This window comes from Acinetobacter sp. YH16053 (genome assembly GCF_013417035.1).
Taxonomy (GTDB): Bacteria; Pseudomonadota; Gammaproteobacteria; order Pseudomonadales; family Moraxellaceae; genus Acinetobacter; species Acinetobacter towneri.
In genome coordinates this window covers 1-19158 of the sequence record NZ_VPEP01000016.1, presented here as the reverse complement: position 1 = coordinate 19158, position 19158 = coordinate 1, and the positions used below count along the sequence as shown (strand labels likewise).

Annotated in this window: 16 protein-coding genes and 4 pseudogenes; 5 read left to right on the top strand and 15 right to left on the bottom strand. The window is 40.4% G+C overall.

The genetic code is table 11. The features are described 5' to 3' along the window. Positions 1-59: 59 nt before the first annotated feature. Positions 60-1394: an ISNCY family transposase gene (locus tag FTV43_RS11275; protein WP_179995482.1), complete on the bottom strand. Its 1335-nt coding sequence runs from the start codon at positions 1392-1394 to the stop codon at positions 60-62. Positions 1395-1845: 451 nt separating this feature from the next. Here FTV43_RS11275 and FTV43_RS11270 point away from each other — a divergent pair, with 451 nt between their 5' ends. Beyond that, entirely contained in the window at positions 1846-2082 is a 237-nt protein-coding gene (locus FTV43_RS11270) for a VF530 family DNA-binding protein (protein ID WP_003651786.1), read from the top strand. A 310-nt stretch (positions 2083-2392) separates the two neighbouring features. Here the strand turns inward: FTV43_RS11270 and FTV43_RS11265 are convergent, their stop codons facing one another. The 6 genes from FTV43_RS11265 to FTV43_RS11240 are packed head-to-tail and all read right to left on the bottom strand — an operon-like array spanning position 2393 to position 9216. Next, entirely contained in the window at positions 2393-3451 is a 1059-nt protein-coding gene (locus FTV43_RS11265; protein ID WP_004281883.1) for a 2,3-butanediol dehydrogenase, read from the bottom strand. A 21-nt stretch (positions 3452-3472) separates the two neighbouring features. Continuing rightward, positions 3473-4258 (bottom strand): acetoin reductase, encoded by a 786-nt coding sequence (locus tag FTV43_RS11260; protein ID WP_019837535.1) that lies wholly within the window; start codon positions 4256-4258, stop codon positions 3473-3475. A gap of 11 nt (positions 4259-4269) precedes the next feature. After that, the gene (lpdA, locus tag FTV43_RS11255) at positions 4270-5670 is read right to left on the bottom strand and encodes a dihydrolipoyl dehydrogenase (RefSeq protein ID WP_179995481.1); all 1401 of its coding nucleotides are present in this window, start codon (positions 5668-5670) and stop codon (positions 4270-4272) included. 11 nt (positions 5671-5681) lie between these two features. Then, positions 5682-7217, bottom strand: a complete 1536-nt coding sequence (locus FTV43_RS11250; RefSeq protein ID WP_179995480.1) for a 2-oxo acid dehydrogenase subunit E2 — start codon at positions 7215-7217, stop codon at positions 5682-5684. 1 nt (position 7218) lies between these two features. Then, positions 7219-8238: an alpha-ketoacid dehydrogenase subunit beta gene (locus FTV43_RS11245; RefSeq protein ID WP_048881927.1), complete on the bottom strand. Its 1020-nt coding sequence runs from the start codon at positions 8236-8238 to the stop codon at positions 7219-7221. A 15-nt stretch (positions 8239-8253) separates the two neighbouring features. Continuing rightward, positions 8254-9216 (bottom strand): thiamine pyrophosphate-dependent dehydrogenase E1 component subunit alpha, encoded by a 963-nt coding sequence (locus FTV43_RS11240; RefSeq protein ID WP_016167939.1) that lies wholly within the window; start codon positions 9214-9216, stop codon positions 8254-8256. Between the two features lie 342 nt (positions 9217-9558). Here FTV43_RS11240 and lipA point away from each other — a divergent pair, with 342 nt between their 5' ends. Continuing rightward, the gene (gene lipA / locus FTV43_RS11235; RefSeq protein ID WP_179995479.1) at positions 9559-10533 is read left to right on the top strand and encodes a lipoyl synthase; all 975 of its coding nucleotides are present in this window, start codon (positions 9559-9561) and stop codon (positions 10531-10533) included. A gap of 259 nt (positions 10534-10792) precedes the next feature. Then, positions 10793-11884, top strand: coding sequence for a transcriptional regulator (locus FTV43_RS11230; RefSeq protein WP_179995478.1), 1092 nt, complete (start codon positions 10793-10795; stop codon positions 11882-11884). A gap of 141 nt (positions 11885-12025) precedes the next feature. Here FTV43_RS11230 and FTV43_RS11225 read toward each other — a convergent pair whose 3' ends face one another. After that, positions 12026-13027: a Fic family protein gene (locus FTV43_RS11225; protein ID WP_257224108.1), complete on the bottom strand. Its 1002-nt coding sequence runs from the start codon at positions 13025-13027 to the stop codon at positions 12026-12028. A gap of 21 nt (positions 13028-13048) precedes the next feature. On the opposite strand from FTV43_RS11225, the pseudogene FTV43_RS11220 reads away from it, so the two are divergent. Beyond that, positions 13049-13237, top strand: a pseudogene (locus tag FTV43_RS11220) (IS110 family transposase); the annotation flags it as partial. 204 nt (positions 13238-13441) lie between these two features. Here the strand turns inward: FTV43_RS11220 and FTV43_RS11215 are convergent. Both FTV43_RS11215 and FTV43_RS11210 read right to left on the bottom strand, forming a co-directional pair. Then, positions 13442-15166, bottom strand: coding sequence for a bifunctional protein-serine/threonine kinase/phosphatase (locus tag FTV43_RS11215; protein WP_179995477.1), 1725 nt, complete (start codon positions 15164-15166; stop codon positions 13442-13444). 51 nt (positions 15167-15217) lie between these two features. Beyond that, on the bottom strand, positions 15218-16027 hold the full coding sequence (locus tag FTV43_RS11210; RefSeq protein ID WP_008303564.1) for a formate/nitrite transporter family protein: 810 nt from the start codon (positions 16025-16027) through the stop codon (positions 15218-15220). A 283-nt stretch (positions 16028-16310) separates the two neighbouring features. Between FTV43_RS11210 and cynS the strand changes: the two genes are divergently transcribed. Continuing rightward, positions 16311-16760, top strand: a complete 450-nt coding sequence (gene cynS, locus FTV43_RS11205; protein ID WP_096902358.1) for a cyanase — start codon at positions 16311-16313, stop codon at positions 16758-16760. A 47-nt stretch (positions 16761-16807) separates the two neighbouring features. On the opposite strand, the pseudogene FTV43_RS11200 reads toward cynS, so the two are convergent. The 5 genes and pseudogenes from FTV43_RS11200 to FTV43_RS11180 all read right to left on the bottom strand — a co-directional run. Beyond that, positions 16808-17056, bottom strand: a pseudogene (locus FTV43_RS11200) (integrase core domain-containing protein); the annotation flags it as partial. Then, positions 17041-17265, bottom strand: coding sequence for a molybdopterin dinucleotide binding domain-containing protein (locus FTV43_RS11195; RefSeq protein ID WP_096902357.1), 225 nt, complete (start codon positions 17263-17265; stop codon positions 17041-17043). The pseudogene FTV43_RS11200 and the gene FTV43_RS11195, both read right to left, overlap by 16 nt. Positions 17266-17267: 2 nt before the next feature. Continuing rightward, a pseudogene (locus FTV43_RS11190) lies at positions 17268-18194 on the bottom strand (molybdopterin-dependent oxidoreductase); the annotation flags it as partial. Between the two features lie 180 nt (positions 18195-18374). Further along, positions 18375-18950, bottom strand: a pseudogene (locus FTV43_RS11185) (NAD(P)/FAD-dependent oxidoreductase); the annotation flags it as partial. 75 nt (positions 18951-19025) lie between these two features. After that, the coding region (locus tag FTV43_RS11180) for an ATP-binding protein (RefSeq protein WP_257224109.1) at positions 19026-19158 on the bottom strand (133 nt) is incomplete at its 5' end.

Below are 19158 nucleotides of genomic sequence, written 5' to 3'. Positions count from 1 at the left end.
ATTCATGTTATTCACCAATTAAAATGTCTATGCGATAAACCATTTAAAATGTCCTGTTTTTAACTGCAAGAGTCAAGAACAGGATTTAAATTTCTTTGTTCAATAACAACTTTCTGAGCTTTATGACTCGGCATACTTTTCTTGGAACGGGAACGTTTATTTTGTTTTTCCAACTCTTCATGTTGTTGCTGGATATGGGCCAGAACCGCACCTAATCTTTTATTCTCAACTACTTCATTCTGCTGCAGTCTAGCCAGTTTATTGAAAATACTGTAGCTGATCTTCCGTCCTTCGTGCATGATGGCCACAGTACCATCTGGATACTCTAAAAATTTTATGTATTGCCCAACAAGTTTGTGGTTCAGTGGTGTTGGCTCAAGCATATAAATACACTTGTCATACGTGATAGTCAGATTCTTCGTGACCTTACGCGGTTCCTGCCAGGTAAAAATATCCTCTAGCTCAGCATCAGATTCCGTTAAAGGTCGATGCAAGTTCTTCGAGTTTCTCGCACACTTGGCAAACTTCTGATTGAACTGCTCAATGAAGCAGGGCAGCCAAGCATTGGCCTCGGTAATTGAGCAGATGCCTTCCAAACGCATTTCCTTGATCAGGCGATCCTGCAGAGTTCTGTTGGCGCGTTCCACACGTCCTTTGGCCTGTGGTGAGTTGGCAAAGATAATATCGATGTTTAATTCGTTGAGAATCCTGCCAAATTGCGTGATCTGGCTGTCTTGCTTGGATTTCTGATTGACTCGAAATACTGAGTGTTTATCGCTATAAAAGGCCAAAGGCTTGCCGTATTGCTCAATGTAGGCTCGGGTTGAAAGCATATAATCAAAGGTCGTTTCGGCCTCACAAAAGCGCAGATGCAACAGCTTTCCAGTGGCATCATCAATATAAACCAACAAGCAGCATTTAGCGTCACGTCCTTCAAACCAATCGTGATATGAGCCATCAATCTGGATTAGCTCACCAAAGCAATCGCGGTTATATCGAGGTTGATATGGACGTTTCTGGCGCTTGGATCGCGGAATCCAGAGACCATTTGCAGTCATCCAGCGCCGAAGCGTTTCTACAGGGATATTCAGGTCAAACATGCTGTTGAGCTTCTCATGCGCCAAGGTGGGACCAAAGCCCAGCAGATGTTCAGAAATAATGGAAAGGCACTTTGATTTTAACAAGTCATCATGACGACGATGACCCGGTTGACCACGACTGGCATGTGCCAGACCTGAAACACCGTCTTGATTGAGCTTGTGCAATAATCGAGTAATTTGGCGTGTTGAAAGATTCAGAATTTCTGCAGCACGGACTTGTGTAATACGTTGATCTCGAACATCTTGCAGGACTGCAAGACGTTGTATTTCCTTGTCAGACATAGTGATCAGCATCTCAAGTTTATATCCAGTCCATCATGTTGATGCGCATCATAGACCAGACATTTTTATTGGTGAGAATACAGACACTTTAAATGGTTTCTAACAGACTGATTTCGTATAATGTATATTATGTTAAATAAATAACACCTGCTAATTTGTTCATTATTTCTGATATAGATTAAATCAGGTTTTATTATCTGTCAAATTAGTAATGCACTTTTATGTTTGCTTCAGTTAAATAGGTTTTCTTTAAGGTCTTATTCTATAAAAAGAAAGGTCTACATTTTAAGACAATAAATCAAATGGCAGAAGATTTTTACAAGTCGGCTGACTAGAATCTCACAAGTGAATGTCTCCTGCTATTTCAGCACACATCAATGTTAATTATGTTTAATTTCAACCCTCCCATTTTTCAACTAGCTCAGGTTATAATGATGGCCTCCAAAAATATGGTTTATCTATTATGAATGCCTCCAATGACCCTCTACACGGCAAAAAACTTGCTGACATTTTGGATGAGTTATTGGATTACTATGGTGGCTTTGAAGGCTTAAGTCGTAAAATTGAAATTAGATGTTTTTGTATAGATCCAAGTGTTAAGTCATCATTACGGTTTTTACGTACCACACCATGGGCACGTGAAAAAGTTGAAAGCTTATATTTGTATGTCTTACGTCAAAAAGCCAAACAAAAATCGTAGCTATCAAAACTCAGCATAATATTTTATACCAAACAGTAAACTAAACTTATTGAATAGCCAATGATTTTGTAGACATCTTTTAATTAGTGGTGGACTGCCACCACTCTCCTGGCAAAATTTAGTCTATATCCCTATGGTTTATTTAAAAACTTATTTTCTATCTTTACTAGGCTGTATGATCAAAATCATACTGGCACTCAACACTGTAAATTTGAGAATGAATCTGTACGTACAGACTCATTCCCTATCTATAAAGATATTAGAAATAGCTACATAGAGTTTATTTCTAGCTTATTCAAATTAGGCTTTACTATGGATGAACAATAATTTTTACAGCAGACTCATTATTATGAATCAACGTTTCAAAGCCTTTAGAAACAAGATCATCTAATGCAATACGTTGGGTAATAAAAGGTTCTAGATTAATCTTACCTTGCTCGACTAAACGGATAGTTTCCTGATGATCATTTACATAAGCAATCGTGCCACGAATATCTAGCTCTTTCATCACCACACTATGCACATTAATTGTGGCAGGATGGCTCCAAATAGAAACGATAACGACTACACCAGTTGGTTTCATTGCTGCAACGAGTGTATCCATGACTTTATTGACACTACTACATTCAAAAGCGACATCTACACCGCGGTCTTCTGTAATTTTCATTACCTCAGCAACTACATCAACCTTAGATGGGTCTAGTACATAATCGGCAACACCCGCTTCTATCGCTTTTTCTTTACGTTTTGCACTCAGTTCAGTAATGATGACCGTGAGACCTTTAGCCTTTAAAATAGCAGATAAAAGTAAGCCTATTGGGCCTGCTCCACCAACCAGTGCGATATCGCCAGCTTTTGCGCCACTTCTGACATAGGCATGATGACCGACAGATAAAGGTTCTATCAACGCTGCTTGGTCTAAAGGAATATCATTTGAAATAGGATGTACCCAACGCCGCTGAACTGCAATTTTTTCAGAAAGACCACCACCGCGTCCGCCTAAACCAATAAAGTTCATATTTTTTGATAAATGATACTTATCATTGGGGCCAGTCGGGACATCATCCGCAATAATATAGGGTTCAACTACGACATGTTGTCCAATTTGGATATCGTCTACACCCTCACCAACTGCATAAACTACGCCTGAAAATTCATGTCCCATTGTTACAGGTGCAGATTCTCCCGAAATTGGATGTGGATGACCACAAGGTGGAATAAAAATAGGGCCTTCCATGAATTCATGTAAATCTGTACCGCAAATACCGCACCATGCAACTTGAATTCCAACTGTGCCTGGAAGTACTTTCGGTTCAGGGATATCTTCAATTCGAATATCCCCTCGGTCATAAAAACGAGCTGCTTTCATTGTGTATTCCTTATGTTGATATTAACGGTAAACCATTCCACCATCTGTCAAAATAGACTGACCTGTAATATAGTTTGCATCCTCGCTGGCTAAAAATGCAACTAATGCAGCCACGTCATCTGGTGTTTCAGCACGTCCTAAAGCAATACCATCTACATATTTTTTATACGTTTGACCAATTGGTGCACCTGTAATTTCAGAGAACCGCTGATCTATTTCGACCCACATGTCTGTACCCACAACACCCGGACAATAACTATTTACAGTAATTTTAGCACTGGCATATTCTTTAGCCGCAGCTTGCGTCAATGCACGAACTGCAAATTTAGTTGCCGAATAAACACCGAGCAAAGCAAAACCTTCATGACCTGCTATTGAGCACGCATTAATAATTTTTCCAGCCTGTTGGCGTTGTTTAAATTTATTTGCTGCTGCTTGAATCCCCCAAAGTACACCACCGACATTGATGTTCATAATTTGGTTAAATTCACTCGGCGTTACTTCTGCCAAAGCTTTGACTTGTGCAATACCTGCATTATTAATCATGATATCAAAACCATTAAGTGTCGATTCTGCATGATTAATAGCGTCACTGATTTGTATTGGATCTGAAATATCCGCAATAAATGTGGTGGCTTTTACGCCAAAGGCTTCAACCTCTTGTTGAACAGTATTTAACTTTTCTTGGTGAAGATCGACCAAGGCAATATGAACACCTTCTTGTGCTAAACGTAAGGCAATACCACGTCCAATGCCTTGTGCCGCACCCGTAATTAAAGCAACTTTGTTGTTTAAACCTCTAGGCATGTTGCGACTCCTTAAATATGGATTGCACGTTGCATCGCCGACAAGACCGACTCATGCATCGCCTCAGACAAAGTAGGATGAGGGAAAATGACCTGCGCTAAGCTTTCATCTGTAGCTTCTAGGTATTTCGCGATGGCAAAACCTTGAATGTGTTCGGTGACTTCATGTCCAACCATGTGAGCACCCAACAATTCACCCGTTTCCTGACTAAAAATGGTTTTAATAAATCCTGCGCTATCGCCTAAAGCCAATGCTTTACCATTCGCTTGTAAATGAAACTTACCCACATTGATATTCAAGCCCGTAGCTTTCGCTTTCTGTTCTGTCAAACCAATACTGGCCACTTGTGGATGGGTAAAGATACAGCCCGGAATTTGTGTACGATCTAAAGCATGTACATGACTTAGGCCTGCAATTTTCTCCACACAAAGAATGGCTTCATGACTGGCTTTGTGTGCCAAACACGGTGCACCTGCGACATCACCAATTGCATAAATGCCCACTACATTGGTTTTACACCATGAGTCGACTTTAATAAAACCATTCTCAAATTCAACTCCCAAAGCTTCTAGGCCAAGATTTTCAGCATTCGGTTTCACGCCAATAGCTGAAAGCACCTTTTCAACAGTAATGATTTGCACATCTGTGGCAGTTTGAATATGACAATGTACTTGAGCCTGATCAGTTTCTATTTTTTTTACAGTCGCTTCGGTTAAAACCTGCATACCCTGCTGTTCAAATTGCTTTTGTACATACTTCGCAACTTCAATGTCTTCGCTAGGGAGAATCTGCTTTGCAATATCAACCAAGGTAACTTGGCAGCCTAAGTCTTGGTATAGGCTTGCAAACTCACTGCCTATAGCCCCCGAACCAATGACCAGTAAAGATTTTGGTAATTGTTCCGGAACTAAAGCCTCTTTATAACTCCAGACCTGATGGCCATCTACAGGAATATGAGGCAAATTGGCCGCACGTGCACCTGTTGCGACAATAATATGCGGTGCAGAAATCTGCTGTTTTTGACCATTCGCATCTGTAAGCTCTAATTGCTCTTTGGCAATAAACTGGGCTGCTGCGTTAAAAACAGTGATTTGATTTTTTTTCAATAATTGACCGATACCTTGCACGAGTTGCTCAGAAACCTGTCTGCTATGATGGACCAGTTTTTGAATATCAAAATCAATCGCGTTAAGCGTAAAGCCAAACTGCCCTGCATGTTTGAACTGCTGCGCAAGCACAGCCCCGCTCAATAATGCCTTGGTTGGAATGCATCCCCAATTAAGACATACTCCGCCTAAGTGTTGTTTTTCAACGATTGCCGTTTTTAATCCCAGTTGCGCTGCGCGAATCGCAGCGACATATCCTCCAGGACCAGCACCAATAACCACAAGATCGAATTGTGTATCTGACATGACTATTCCTCCTACACCAAAATTAATGCAGGATTTTCGACAAACTGCTTAAATGCCGATAAGAATTGAGCACCCAACGCACCATCAATGACACGATGATCACAAGACAATGTTGCGGTCACCATTTCACGAACAACAATCTCATCATTTTCAACGACAGCACGTTTCTCAGCTACACCTAAGGCCAGAATTGCACCTTGAGGCGGGTTAATAATGGCATCAAACTGTTGAATACCAAGCATGCCTAAATTGGAAATACTGAAACTGCCCCCTTGAAACTCATCAGGTGCCAATTTTCCAGTTTTGGCACGTGTCGCCAGATCACGCATATCATTGGAAATTTGCGCCAAAGATTTACGGTTCGCTGCTTTAATAATTGGCGTGATCAGTCCATTTTCGATGGCTACAGCAACCGAAATATCAGCCTGTTCAAACTGTAAAATCTGCTGATTCTCTTCATCAAACTGAACATTAACTTGTGGAACTTTAATCAGTGCAGCAGCAGCAGCTTTAATCAGCATATCGTTAATGGACAGTTTGACTTGCGGTACAGTACTGTTAATTTGCTGACGCAAAACCTGAACCGACTCAACATTTAAGTCTATCGTTAAGCGAAAATGTGGTGCATTGCGTTTTGCCGCTTGTAGCCGTGCAGCGATTGCTTTACGCATACCATTCATAGCTACGGTGGTGAATTTTGCAGACTCTGTTGGATGCGCATACTCAGTACGTTGAGCTTGTACAGGATTTTCCCGTTGATATACAGCTTCAACATCTTCCTTACAGACTCGTCCACGTGAACCTGATGCGCGACAATCATGCAAATTAATGCCCCATTGTTTTGCCAAACGGCGGGCAACAGGTGTCGCTAGAACATAACTGTCATCTGCTTTAGATTTCACGGCTTTCGTGCTGGCTTGATGACGTACATCTGGCCAAGAACCACCAGCAGCTTGAACTGCGGCCTGAATATCTTGAACACTGATACGGCCTTCACGTCCAGAACCCGTAATCTGAGCCAAGTTTACATTATGCTTTTCAGCCAATTTCAAGGCATGTGGCGTTGCAAAAATATCATCGGTTTGTTGGTAGCCTTGTAACTCATCAGGAATAGAATATCCGCCCTGAGTCACCGCTTTTGATCCATTACCAACACTGTTCTGTTTAGGAGCAGCTTGTACTTTGGTTTCAACTTGAGCCACATCGACTTTTTCAGGAACCGCTGCTACCGCTTTATTTTCAGTTACAGCAGGTGTTCCCCCTAAAGACTGTGCAAATGCTTCAACTTCTGCATCGGAAACTTGAGCGTCTGCACAAATTGCAATGATTCCACCTACGACAAGGGTATCACCATCGTTAGCAATAATTTTTCGTAGCAAGCCATCGAAAGGCGCTTCTAGAACATTGACGATTTTTGTGGTTTCAATTTCACAAATTTCCTGTCCTTTACTAAATTGCGTACCTTCCTGAATCAGCCATTGGGCAATCGTGCCCTCTTCCATGGACAAACCCCATTTTGGGATTTCTAAGGTTTTAATTTCGCTCATCCTAAGCCTCCAACGTCTTGCGTACAGCCTGTTCGATGCGTTCTACACTAGGTAGCCATTCTTTTTCTAGTACTGGTGAAAATGGTACGGGTGAGTGTGGTGGAGTGACTAATTCGATTGGTGCTTTAAGATAATGAAAGCCTTTCTGGGCAATAAGCGCAGCCACATCATGTCCGAAACCACAACGTGCTGCTGATTCATCTACAATCACCACACGACCTGTTGAAGCTACTGACTCTAAAATGCCATCTTCGTCTAATGGTGAAATGGTTCTAGGGTCAACCACTTCAACCGAAATGCCTTCTTTTGCGAGCTTATCAGCGACTTCATTGGCACGATGCACCATCAAACTTAAGGCAATAATGGTGATATCTGTGCCTTCACGGGTGTAATTTGCGACACCAAAAGGAATAGTGTAGGACTCATCTGGCACTTCTCCCTTAATGTCGTACAACAACTTGTGTTCACAAAAGACTACTGGGTCGTCATCTCGAATGGCTTGAATCAACAACCCTTTTACATCATAGGCACTTGAAGGCACCACCACTTTTAAGCCTGGCACTGAGGCAAACACGTTATATGGCGACTGAGAATGCTGCGCTGCTGCGGAAAAACCTGCACCGATCATGCCTCGTACAACGAGTGGCGCTTTGGCTTTGCCACCAAACATGTAGCGGAATTTCGCCGCTTGGTTATACAACATGTCATAACACACACCATAAAAATCCATAAACATTAAATCTGCCACAGGTCTTAAACCTGTAGCAGCAGCACCTGCCGCCATACCAATAATCGCAGATTCTGTAATTGGAGTATCAATGACTCGTTCAGAGCCAAATTCAGTCCATAGGCCTTTGGTTACACCAAGTACTCCGCCAAAACCTTCCAGCTTATTATCATCGGTATTTTTGCCACCATGCCCACCACGAACATCTTCACCAACCACAATAACACTTGGGTCTCGGCGCATTTCTAATTCAATTGCTTCTTTAATCGCATTTCGATAACTTTTATTTGGCATTTTTCTACTATTCCTTTAGTAAGAGACGTAAACATCAGTAAGTAACTGAGAGACTTCTGGGTACTTAGCTGCGCGTGCTTTTGCAACGGCATCGTCTACATTGGCTTTAGACTGGGCGTCAATCGCATCGAGTTTGGCTTCGTCAATTTTGCCTTTGACTTTTTCACGGAATATCTTCAATGGGTCTTTATGTTCTTTGACATAATCCAGTTCTTCTTTGGAACGAATAAGTCCCGGATCACCTTCAAAATGTCCATAAAAACGGTTGGTTACTGTTTCAATCACACTCGGACCTTCACCACGGCGGGCACGTTCAATGGCTTTTTGTGCAACTTCATACACAGCAAAAAAGTCTGTTCCATCTACTTTTTCAGCGGGTAAGCCAAAACCTGCTGCTCGGCCTGCAATGTCTTTACTGCCTACGGCATAATCATGTGCAGTACCTTCACCAAAACCGTTATTTTCAAAAACAAAAATCACAGGGAGCTTTAACACCACAGCCATATTCATTGCTTCAAAAGTTAAGCCCTGATTTGAACCACCATCACCGGTAAAAGATAGACCAATCCCACCATTTTTGAGTGTTTTAGCACTTAAAGCTGCCCCAATAGCCAAAGGTGGACCACCACCTACAATACCGTTTGCACCGAGCATGCCTTTATCTAAATCCGCAATGTGCATTGAGCCACCTTTACCACGACACAAACCATCATCTTTGCCAAAAATTTCTAGCATCATGGCGTGAATGTCACAGCCCTTAGCAATACAATGTCCATGCCCACGGTGTGTTGATGTAATGAAGTCCTTATCTGTTAAATTTTCACAAATCCCTACTGCAACAGCTTCCTCACCGCTATAGAGATGGATGAAACCAGGAATATCACCTGTATTGTTTTCATCGTGAAGTCGATCCTCAAATTCACGAATGTCGCGCATTCTTTTGTATGCTGCTAGCAATTGCTCTTCCGTTAATTGCATATATTTGTTCCTTATTCACTACGCTTAAAAGAAAATCCAAAATTGAATAATTGGATTTTTAAATCGTATATTTATATAAGAATATTTTTACTTAATTTCATATTAGACTAAAAAAATATAATCCATAAAAAGATGAGATAAATATTAAAAACAGAAGGTTATGAAATTAAAAAATTTTGTAAAATTTTACAATAGTTCAATCACATACAAAAACAAACCTTTAACCAACCTTTGTTTTATATGATAAGTTTTTTGCCCTGTTTTAATATTATTAATCCATTTAAATCAGTTTATTTAATATCAGGGTATATATTAATTATTTTAAATGATGGAGTGTTTGTAATGGATTTAAATAACACAGTATTAACTGGAAAGAAGCTACGTGTCGCTGAAAAAATGGCGCGTATTCCAATTAAAGTTGTTCCAACGGAAACAACACCGAAAAAGCCAGAATGGATTCGGACTAAAATTAGTCAACCTGAAGAAGTCCAAATCATTAAAGATTTATTAAGGCAACAAAAACTACATACCGTTTGTGAAGAAGCGGCCTGCCCTAATTTGCCTCAATGCTTTAGCGGTGGAACTGCAACGTTTATGATCATGGGAGATATTTGTACCCGACGTTGTCCTTTTTGTGATGTGGCTCACGGTCGACCAAATGTATTGGATCTTAATGAGCCCAAGCATCTGGCTGAAACAGTCAAGAATCTAAACTTAAAGTATGTCGTGATTACTTCTGTTGATCGAGACGACTTAAAAGATGGTGGTGCACAGCATTTTGCAGATTGCATTCGAGAAATTCGTCAAACCAGTCCAGAGACTCTGATAGAAATTTTGGTTCCTGATTTTCGTGGTCGTGCAGATATTGCCCTGAAGATTCTGAGCCAAAACCCACCCGATGTTTTTAATCATAATATTGAAACCGTTCCACGTCTGTATAAAGCCATGCGACCAGGCGCTAACTATAAGCACTCATTGGATTTACTCAAAAAATTTAAACACTACTGTCCCGACATTCCAACCAAATGCGGTTTGATGGTCGGTTTAGGAGAAGTTGAGGCTGAGGTTATTGCGTTATTAAATGATTTGAAAGATTATCAAATTGATTATGTCACAATCGGCCAATACTTACAGCCATCCAAGTCTCACGCGCCAATTCATCGCTTTGTTACATTACAAGAGTTTAAGCATTATCAAACTCATGGAGAACGCTTGGCGTTTAAAAATATTTGGAGTGCACCATTGGTACGATCAAGTTATTTTGCTGACCGCCAGTATTATGGTGAGGTTGTACCTGCCCCATATATACGTGAATGACTTTTCATTATTTACATGCTTCATTGATAAATATGACAGTTACGTTTATTAACATTTCAGATGGAAATAGTCATTTTCAGCTCATAAGAACACTTTTAAAGTAGCTCAAGGACTGGTAAAGCCAAAAGATCTAATTTAACCAAGCAAAGAAAAAAGCATTTAAAATCGAAGCAAGAAGAAATGACGTAAATGACCATAAATTTTGAAGCTCATTTCTAAAGTTTAAAAATATTACAGTCTCATCATAAAGGAATATGATATGAACCTGTTCAATACCGCATCTGCAAAACAGCTGCAAACGACGCATTTAATTAATCAAACTACTGTACATGCTGCCCCTGTTTTAGCATTGCCTCAAGAAGATCAAACGTCTTTATTCCGCCGCTCTATTCAGCATAATTATGCTGACTTACTCAAAATAGCGGATGATTCAGATATGGCGATTGGTCTTACAGATCATCACGGGACTCTCTTATGGACATGGAGTAGTTCTGCAATGCTTTCTTCTGCCGAACAGGTTCATTTTATTGAGGGTGGGCATTGGTCTACACAGGCAGTTGGAACCAATGCGATTGGTATGGCGTTAAACAGCCAAATATCAAGTTGCGTCTATTCTCATGAAAACCAAATGGACAGCGTTCGTGATTGGGTCTGTTATGCAGCACCTATCTGGGATCCGACTTCAGGTCAATTTCATGGCATTATCAATCTTTCCACAAAATATAAAAAACATACCCCTCTAGGCATTCTTGCTGTGGAACGCTGTGCAGACTTAATACAGCGTGCCATAAAATTTGAACAGAAAAATTTTTTATACATTAAAGCGCTAGGTTCGCCTTGGGTTCAATTTAATGGGCAAACTTTAAACTTGAGTCACCGTCAAATTGAAATACTTTGCATTTTAGCTTTGCATCCCCATGGAATTGGCTTAGAAGAGTTACACTATGCCCTTTATGGTGAGCGTAGTGTCAGCCTAAAAACCCTAAAGGCTGAGCTTTCACAACTTCGTAGCCTATTACCTCATTCAATTGAGGCTCGCATTTATAGGCTTAGTTGTGAAGTCCAGTGTGATTTTTTATGTGCTGAACAATCATTAAATGCAAATCTTATTTCCAGTACATTCTCACTATATAAAGGTAGCTTTCTCTCTAAATCAGAAAGCCCTTTACTCAGCACTTGGAGACATTGTTTTGATGCCCGTTTGAGCCAGTTGATCTATCAAATAAAGGATATCGATCAATTATTAAGAATTATTGGACAAACACATGACCGAATTGATGCGGTACAGCGTTTATTAGAGTTATTACCACAGGACAGTATCCACCGTAATTATTTTTCAAATATGATTTAGATTTGATCTGTTGCTTCAACTCTAAAGTTTTATTGTGAAACAGATTGAAAAGGAAGCTTGATTTTCATACTCCTTTAATGAGAATGTACGATCAAGTCTGAACTAATACAGAATATCGCTTATAAATAAGCTTTTAGTTGTTCAAACAAGTGAGACAACCTCTTTTTGAGTAAACTTTTCTTTATCAATTTTCAGCACGTAGCGGGTATTACGCCCACCACCTTCCAGTTTATACAGCACATCGTTTTCCAAAAGCTCGGTTAGGTGACGTGTTGCTGTAGCCTTACTTACTCCAGTGAGCTTTTGATACTGTGAAGCATTAATTCCTAGAGGGAAATCATTCTCTTCGCCATTGAGTAAGCGATTTAAAACTTTATTCTGGGCTTCATTGAATTCGATATGAGAATAAGTGCTCCAAAATTTCGCTTTAGTGATCGTTCGATCAAGTCGTAGTAAAGACCTATCGATACTTTTTTCTAAGGTGTTTAAAAACCAGACCAACCACTCATTAATTGTATAAGTATCATTCTGGCATTTCTCAAGAACCTCATAATAACTACTACGATTTTCATGAATGGCCACGGACATAGCATATAAACGGATACTTTGGTGATCCATTTGAGCTAATGCTAAATCTGTAATAACACGCGTAATACGACCATTACCATCTTCAAATGGATGTAATGTCACAAACCAAAAATGAGCAAGTGCAGCTCGCAATAACGGATCAAGCATTACATTTTCTCTAGAACTATTGAACCATTCTATAAATTCATTCATTAGTCCCTGTAAATGCTCTCCACCCTCAGGTGCTTCAAAGTAAACCTTGGTAGTAGTGCCATAAAGAGAACCACCAACAACCTGCATTGGTGCCTCGTTATCACGAATTTCTCCTACTTTGATTTTTTGCGCAGCATAATCAAAGCGTTCTATAGTTTGAAAAAGCCAGTTATGCCATTGTAATAAGCGCTCCATTGTTAATGGCGCATTATGATTGCTCACTGCATCCATCATGATATTGGCTAAACCTTCATTTTTATCTTTAATGGGTGCAGGATTTTCTTCTGTTACCCCTAAACGCCGAGCTAATATTGGCTTAAACAGCTCATATAATGAGCCAAATATACAGGTTATTCGGCTCATTTACTTCTTTTAGCCATTAGGTTGGTTATGTCAGCATTAACAGCGATTAAATATAATCCACACATTGAAGCTTTATATCAACGATTATTAAGCCAGGTTAAAAATAAAATGTGTGCTTTAGGTGCTGCAATGCGCAAGCTTATACATCTGTGTTATGGCGTTTTAAAACATCAGACTGCCTATCAAAGAGATTATTTATTGGTCGAATAATATCAAAACCTGATTGACTACCAAGACGCTATCTCATCTCAGAATATTGAGTCTCCGACAAACCTGGTACGGTTCACTATAGGGTTCTTGTTTTATCTAGTTGTGGATTGATTGCTGCGCTTTTGACAGTCAATCTCATAGTCTAGTTTGAATAAAAACTTATCTATGTACCTTCAATTTTAAGCATGGTTTGATTCTCTCTTTTCAAATAAATGGCCATGCAATACTCAGTAAAAATAATAGCCCTAATACGGTGCAACTAATTTGCCAAAAACGCAAAGGATCTCGTTCAATGATTGCTGGTGGTTTAGAGTTTAATAATTCTTTGGAAGGATGCATTAGATTATGAATGAGTTCAGATAAGGCCTCAAAACGATGGGTCGGTTCAATACTCAGCGCTTGGCCTAAAATTTTATCTAACCATATAGGTAAATCAGGCCGATATTTCCTGATGGAATAGTATTGAACTTTTTTAAGCTGCTTTAAACTGTTACAGCGAGCTAAATCTGTCCCATAAGGTAATTGTTTGGTCAGTAAATAATAGGCCATTACCGCCAAAGAAAATTGGTCTGAATGTACAGATGGCGAATGATCAATAAAATACTCCGGTGCCATAAATGCTAAGGTTCCGAGTGGTCGATTCGCATTTTTAGGATTAATTTCGACCAGGCCTCTTACTGCTGTTGAACCATAATCAATCAGTTTAATTTTCATGGCACTTTCTGTATTTAAAACAATGATGTTTTTTGGCCGTATATCCTGATGCAGCATCTCCAGCCGGTGCATTGCATTTAAAGCCAAAGCTGTTTGTTGCAAAATTGGTAAAATCTCATCGAGATTTAAAGGCTTTTCCTGGCGATGCAGCCATTGAGCCAAAGTTTCACCCTGTAAATATTCATAACATTGGAATAAATATTTTTTCTCAGTGTTATGTGGATAACACTGCATCAGGTTGTCATGCTTCAGACGTTTTGATACCCAATCTTCGAGTTGAAATTGCTCTACGGCATACTTATCTTGCTGTAAATCTACCCCCAAAGTTTTTATAACCAAAGGCTGCTGCTGAGTATCGTGTGCCAAATACAGGCAACTGCGATGATTTTGGTGCAAAATCTTATCAATCACATAGCCTTCAAAAACTTCACCTTTACTGAGCTGTTGTGGAAATACATAATCCTGCTGAATATGAAACTGATTCAGTTCAGGCAACTGTTCTACACGGATCACCTGGAAACTTAAGTTATCATCACTGCCCTGTTCTAAAGCTTTTTCAACTAATCCTTTGGCAAGTTGATTTAAATCTGCATCTATTAAAGTTAAATCTAATAATTGTTGATCTGTGACAAATTCATAGACCCCATCGGTCATTAGTAAAAAAATATCTTTTTCTTTGAGTTCAATATTTCGATAATCAATTTCAATACGATAATCCGCACCTAAGGCTCGACTAAGATAATGCTCTTTGGAAGACAACCAGACACGATGATCATGGGTTAGTAATTCAATTTCATGATCGCGAATGCGGTAAATACGACTATCACCAACATGAAAAACATGGGCTTGTTGTTGTTTTAAAATCAGTGCAGATAAGGTACAGACATACCCTCGGTCTTTATCAAAACGTCCTTGACTTTGTTGAGTCTGTGCATAAAGCCATGAATTGGTCGCGCGGATCACTCGTTCTGCTGAAGTCTGTGTACTCCAGGCATCTGAAGTAGAATAATAATCCGATAAAAAACTGCTGACTGCAGTTTCTGCTGCAATATGGCTGACATTGCTGCTACCGATTCCATCCGCTATAACACATGCAATACCTTTCTGTTTCAGCACATGTCCTTCGGGCAGATATACTCCATGGAAATCCTGGTTCTGTTGTTTAACTCCGGCAGTAGAATATTGCCCAATACTGACTTTTAATGTTTTTTTCATGCTGAAAGCTCAAAAAGGGATCTATATGATCCCTTTATAAAATGATGAATGTTAAAATTCTTTTTTAACACCAGTACGGACATGGGTGGTATAAAGTGCCAGACCTGTTAATGCCAAACCGCCCACCAGATTACCTAAAGCAACCGGCAGTTCATTCCATAGGAAGTAGTCAGCAATCGAGAAGTCACCGCCCATCATCATGGCAAATGGGAACAGGAACATGTTCACGACAGAGTGCTCAAAGCCCATGGCAAAGAACAGCATAATTGGCATCCACATGGCAATAAATTTGCCACTCACCGTAGTAGACATCATCGCGCCAATGACACCTAATGACACCATCCAGTTACACAGCATGCCACGGATAAAAATAGTCATCCAGCCGGCGAATCCGTATTCGGCATAACCTAATGTCCGCTCCTCGCCAATATGCGCAATTTTTACGCCGACAGGGTTTGGATCCGCTGCAAAACCCATGGTATAAACCGCTGCCATGAGCACCGCAACGACTAAACAGCCTGTAAAGTTCCCTACAAACACCAAGCCCCAGTTTTTTAGAATACGTCCCCATGTCACCCCTGGGCGTTTATCTAGCCATGCCAGCGGCGTAAGTACAAACACCCCAGTTAATAGGTCATAGCCCAATAAATACAACATACAAAAACCAACTGGAAACAGGAGCGCACCAATCAATGGTGATCCTGTTTGCACGGCTATGGTAATGGCAAATACCGCTGCCAAGGCCAGAATGGCCCCTGCCATAAAGGCACGAATCAATACATCACGGGTTGCCATATGTAATTTGGATTCACCCGCATCTACCACTTTTTTTGCAAACTCTGCAGGAGCAAGATATGCCATGTTGTCGTCCTCTTTTTCAATATACAAACCTGTTTTTAAAAAAAAGACGCCTAAGATCAATGAAGACCTTAGGCGCCGTTGCCTTAAATGCTTGAACAGTTAAAGGTGAATGGCGTCATTGCCATATATCTCAAAGTACAAGCAAAAGCTATGCCATAAAAAATTATTAATCTTTTAATTATTCACTGTCTTATTGAGCATAAATTTTAAAATGATGATTGGCATGATATCTGCATCATCTACTCCGCATAACAATTTGTTTAAGAATCATTTGGAGAGGATTATGATTACCCATCGTCAACAAGTAACTGACATGATCATTTCAGCGAAAGTTTTAAAATCAATTAAATGGTCAGATGTCGCCAAAGAAATAGAACTTTCTAAAGAATGGGTAACCGCTGCATGTTTAGGTCAGATGGCTTTTAATAAAGAGCAGGCAGAAAAAATCGGTCAGATTTTTGGCTTAAGTAATGAAGCTGTTGCATGGCTACAAATCGTGCCATACAAAGGTTCATTGCCGACCAGCGTGCCTACTGATCCCTTAATTTATCGCTGGTATGAAGTAGTGAGTGTTTATGGTTCGACCATTAAAGAACTGATTCATGAAGAATTCGGAGATGGGATCATGAGTGCTATTGATTTTAGTATGGATATCCAACGCGAAGAAAATCCGAATGGTGACCGGGTAAATGTCGTATTGTCTGGCAAGTTTTTACCTTATAAAACCTATTAATTTGTCTTGTCCTGAAATAGATTGACAGTATTCCACTTCAAACCGAGTTAAGCAATTAGCTCAGTTTTAGTTTGCTCATACGTCTGATTCGGGGTGTTCATATTTAAACTTAAATGTGGTCTATAGCAATTATAAATCATGATAGATTCCGCAATTAAGTGATCTAACTCCTTCATGGTTTGACATCGTGTAGTTAAAAACTCCTGCTTTAATATTCCATTAATCCGCTCTGCTAATGCATTTTGGTATGAGAAACACTGTTTCGCAAGTGCGCCATCTGTCATAGAAGGACATACCCCATAATGGCGTAATGCCACCTTTCACAAAGCAACAACGCTTCAGAAGTTGATACGTTGTGCAGGCCATTACATTGTCCCCATTCAGAACGAACTTCGACCAGCTCACCATCCTGAATCCCGTATTTCAATGCATCATTCGAATGAATTTCACAATACGGTTCGGCACGATGTGTACTGAGATGGGCAGATAATCCAGTGCAGCTCATAGCAGGCTCATGATTTTTTCGGTCTGGGCAAATTTCTGAAAAAATAAGGTTAATTTTTCAATAGTAATCCCGGTTCGTTGAGCCACGCTTTCAATCGATGACTCTGTCGAGCTGCTGGCAAGCGCCTGCTCCAGACCTTGAGTATGTTGGGTAACAAAATCCAGATCGGCATGACCATTTTGCTGAAGATACTGCAACAAACCATTAAACAGCGCGACATCCTGACCCAGTAAAATCGGCAAGTGTAAGTTTGCCGCTTCACAGGTTGCAGTAAAGCGCGGGTCAATCACCACCACAAATAAATCCCGCTCTTCTTTGACTTTCATGATGCGCTGATAAAGCACCGGATGGCACCAGGCAGTATTAGAACCGACCAGAATCACCATTTCTGTCTGCTCAAAATCTGTGTAGCTGGCCGGTACCAGGTCTTCGCCGAAAGCCCGTTTATGTGCTGCCACAGCAGAAGACATGCACAGTCTTGAATTGGTATCAATATTGGCAGTACCCAGATAGCCCTTTACAAACTTGTTCACCACATAATAGTCTTCAGTCAAAAGCTGGCCGGAGACATAAAAGGCGATGCTGTCGCGTCCATACTGCTCAATACATTGCTGAAATTTATTGGCAATACTTGAAATGGCATGATCCCAAGTGCTTATTTGCCGCTGCTCTTTTCGACCTGTTATCGGATGTAGAAGCCGGGTTTTTAAGCCAAGTGTATCGGCAAGATGACTGCCTTTAATACACAACTTGCCCAAGTTAGCAGGATGCTGAACATCACCTTCCATCTGAACCTTTTCACCCATCGAGGTTTGGCTTACGTGCGCGATGACACCACAGCCTACTCCACAATAAGGACAGGTCGTCTGAGTAGTTTTTATTTGGGATTCAGTAGAGCTATGTAGTTCCATAACCGGAATACTATTCATTACTGCTGTGCTCCTTAATCATCCAAATTCACGTGTTTCACCAAATCTCTGATATCTAGCTTTTCCAGGTTTGATTTAAATTTTTTCTATGTCTCAAAAGCTTTAATCCTCACCAACCCTCCTTTAATAAAGGAGAGAGGTTCCCCTCTTGTTTAAAGAGGGGTTGGGAGATTGATCCGATTACCCTGCCTTTTTTAATGCAAAATCCCGACCAAAAAGCAGTTTGCTGCGGATATTACTAATCGGTGTCTGATCTGCAATCAGTTCTGCATACCAAGCTCCATCTTCGGTATCGCCAAATAGCACCGCACCAATGACTTTTTCCTGCTGGATGATGATCCGTTTATAAATCTGACGTTTTTCATCATTCAGCACGATATCTTCAAAATCATCCTGAGGTTCAAAATTTCCGGCCGAGAAGACATCACATCCACTGACCTTGAGTTGGGTCGGAACAGTCGGTGCCTTAAAGGTCAGTCGGCCATGTTCAGCCAGATGCGTCGCACAGATAAAGGCTTGTCCCCATAGGGGTTCAACCAATCCAAAGGTCTGACCACGATGCTCAATACATTCACCCACTGCATAAATACTCGGGTCATAGGTTTGCATGGTGTCATTCACCAGTACTCCACGATTGCAGCGCAAGCCAGCCTGTTCAGCCAGAGTTTTATTTGGTCGAATCCCGACGGCAAAAACTACCAAATCAGCATCCAGCACTGTCCCGTCTTTTAAACGCAGTTGAGTCACGTGGCCGTCTATGTCAACGGCAATTTAAAACTGACCCCTTTTACCTTAAAACAGCAAAGTAAAATTGACCCCTTTGATGATTTATTAAGACTCAATTTGTGGTTGAATTCCTACTCTCTTTTTATCTTTTAGACGATAACTTTCCCCAGATATTTGTACAACATGACAATGATGTAATAAACGATCCAACATTGCTGCTGTCAAAGTAACATCATCT

Coding starts and splice junctions, on each gene's coding strand:
- FTV43_RS11215 (WP_179995477.1), bottom strand. CDS start 15,166: ATGAAAAAAACATTAAAAGTCAGTATTGGGCAATATTCTACTGCCGGA.
- FTV43_RS11250 (WP_179995480.1), bottom strand. CDS start 7,217: ATGAGCGAAATTAAAACCTTAGAAATCCCAAAATGGGGTTTGTCCATG.
- FTV43_RS11230 (WP_179995478.1), top strand. CDS start 10,793: ATGAACCTGTTCAATACCGCATCTGCAAAACAGCTGCAAACGACGCAT.
- FTV43_RS11240 (WP_016167939.1), bottom strand. CDS start 9,216: ATGCAATTAACGGAAGAGCAATTGCTAGCAGCATACAAAAGAATGCGC.
- FTV43_RS11195 (WP_096902357.1), bottom strand. CDS start 17,265: ATGAGCTGCACTGGATTATCTGCCCATCTCAGTACACATCGTGCCGAA.
- FTV43_RS11260 (WP_019837535.1), bottom strand. CDS start 4,258: ATGCCTAGAGGTTTAAACAACAAAGTTGCTTTAATTACGGGTGCGGCA.
- FTV43_RS11245 (WP_048881927.1), bottom strand. CDS start 8,238: ATGCCAAATAAAAGTTATCGAAATGCGATTAAAGAAGCAATTGAATTA.
- lipA (WP_179995479.1), top strand. CDS start 9,559: ATGGATTTAAATAACACAGTATTAACTGGAAAGAAGCTACGTGTCGCT.
- FTV43_RS11265 (WP_004281883.1), bottom strand. CDS start 3,451: ATGAAAGCAGCTCGTTTTTATGACCGAGGGGATATTCGAATTGAAGAT.
- cynS (WP_096902358.1), top strand. CDS start 16,311: ATGATTACCCATCGTCAACAAGTAACTGACATGATCATTTCAGCGAAA.
- FTV43_RS11275 (WP_179995482.1), bottom strand. CDS start 1,394: ATGCTGATCACTATGTCTGACAAGGAAATACAACGTCTTGCAGTCCTG.
- FTV43_RS11225 (WP_257224108.1), bottom strand. CDS start 13,027: ATGAGCCGAATAACCTGTATATTTGGCTCATTATATGAGCTGTTTAAG.
- lpdA (WP_179995481.1), bottom strand. CDS start 5,670: ATGTCAGATACACAATTCGATCTTGTGGTTATTGGTGCTGGTCCTGGA.
- FTV43_RS11210 (WP_008303564.1), bottom strand. CDS start 16,027: ATGGCATATCTTGCTCCTGCAGAGTTTGCAAAAAAAGTGGTAGATGCG.
- FTV43_RS11270 (WP_003651786.1), top strand. CDS start 1,846: ATGAATGCCTCCAATGACCCTCTACACGGCAAAAAACTTGCTGACATT.